Source organism: Nocardiopsis sp. KDC1DS13DA1 (assembly GCF_055632325.1).
The window spans coordinates 1-1,666 of sequence record NZ_JBVMUY010000070.1 but is presented as its reverse complement, the minus strand read 5'-3'; the positions used below and the strand labels follow the sequence as shown (position 1 = coordinate 1,666).

The following is a 1,666-nucleotide window of genomic DNA, read 5'->3' as shown; positions in this document are numbered from 1 at the left end:
CCGCCTACTCAGGCGCGGGGCGTGACTCCTCCTCGCCTACCGCCCCGTCGCTGCCGCAACTCCGGGGCCGTCAATGCCTCTGGGCTTGGCGATTCCCTCGCCTCTGCTGGGGCCGAACACACGGAAGAGCCCGCACCATGCGGCGCGGGCTCGGGTGCGTGTGGGGTCACACGCGCCACACGCGCACTGGTTCGGCGCGGTCTACCTCCTTGGTGGGCTCGGTGACGAAGCTGATGCGGGCTCGGGGGCCGAGTACCTGGACTCGGGTCACGCGGTCCCGATAGGTGCCGTTGGTGCGCATCATCAAATCGCGTTCGCGTACTTGGTCGGCGGGCACGGTGTGGGCGAACCGCTCGGCGAACCTGCGTTCACTCAAGACTTGTTCGCGCAGTTGGGCGTTGGCGGTCAACAACTCGGCGCGCTCGGCCTCGAACCGGCGGGCGTTGGCGGTGATGGTGGCTTGTGCCACTCGGTAGGCGTGTGCTTGGCGGTGGAATGCGTCCATAGAGGCGCGCAAGTCGCTTTGCAGTGCGCGACGCGTGGCGAGACGGGCGCGGAGTGGGGCCGTGATGGTGCGCAGTATCTGCCTGGGGTTCACGTGGTCTTCCTATTCGTGTTGGGCGGTGGGGGAGGGTGTCGGGTCTCCCCTGGGTGGGGCCGCCGCCCCCCGGGGGGTGGGGCGGCGGCTGGTTGGTCTAGTAGGTTCCGTGGGCGCGGTAGTCGGCCAGTTCTCCGGTCGCCTGGGCGCGCTGGAAGCGGCGGAACTTGCGGTTGTACTCGGTCTTGACGCGTCGCATGCTGACCCCTCGGCGCTGGTTGCGTACAGCGGTCTTGTTGCCCAACTCGTAGGTGTCGCTGGTCTTGACCTTGGGCTCGGTGCCGAACATCGGGCGTCTCCTTCGTGTTGGGCGGTGGGGGAGGGTGTCGGGTCTCCCCCGTTCCTTCTTAAGATGAGTATATCAGCAATTGGGGGGTGCTAGAACCCTGATCAACAACCAAAACAAGAAAACCCGCGCCGATTCTTCATCGGCGCGGGTGCGGGGTATCGGCTCGACGCACCCCGCCTCCCTTGGCGCTCCCCGCCCCTGGACGTGCCGGCCGTGGCCTAACGCTTCCCCCGTCCACTCGGGCGACGAACGTGACTCCTCCTCGCCTACCGCGATTCGGGGGCCGAGTGACACGCAATGGCGTTCCTGTCGCTGCGGCTTCCGGTCGGGTGCGGTTGGGCGCGGGGGGTTGTGGCGCTGGCGTGGGCATGGTGGGCGGGATCGCTTGGGCTCAACGCAAAGGGACCCGCGTGGACGCGGGTCCCTGGCGTGGGGTGGTTCCGTGGTTGGGGTCACAGAACCGGAAGCCCTAGCGGGCTTCCTGCGAAGCATTGGGTGTGCGGGCAATGAGCTGGACCGGCTGGGTGGGTCCAACGATCCACCAACGGGACGCCTCCGGCCACGTGCGGTCCTCGTTGCGCACGTAGACCATAACCGACAGCATGTCGGTCCCGTTCTCCATCAGGATGGGGTCGTGGTCCAGCTTGATGGTCCGGCCGTGTACGCGCAGGGTGTCACCCTCGCGCAGGTCGGCACCGGTAACGGGAGCGGTGGTGTAGTAGCGCATTGGGTGTCTCCTTCGTGTTGGGTGGTGGGGGAGGGTGTCGGGTCTCCCCCGT

General features: G+C 67.4%; 3 protein-coding genes. All 3 read right to left on the bottom strand.

Annotation, left to right across the window (positions count from 1 at the left end; all coding sequences use genetic code 11):
• Positions 1-166 precede the first annotated feature (166 nt).
• A complete protein-coding gene (locus ACTVAJ_RS30280; RefSeq protein WP_470391735.1) occupies positions 167-469 on the bottom strand; it encodes a hypothetical protein in 303 nt (100 codons plus the stop codon).
• A 226-nt stretch (positions 470-695) separates the two neighbouring features.
• Positions 696-887, bottom strand: coding sequence for a hypothetical protein (locus tag ACTVAJ_RS30275; RefSeq protein ID WP_470391734.1), 192 nt, complete (start codon positions 885-887; stop codon positions 696-698).
• A 469-nt stretch (positions 888-1,356) separates the two neighbouring features.
• Positions 1,357-1,614, bottom strand: coding sequence for a hypothetical protein (locus ACTVAJ_RS30270; RefSeq protein WP_470391733.1), 258 nt, complete (start codon positions 1,612-1,614; stop codon positions 1,357-1,359).
• Positions 1,615-1,666 lie beyond the last annotated feature (52 nt).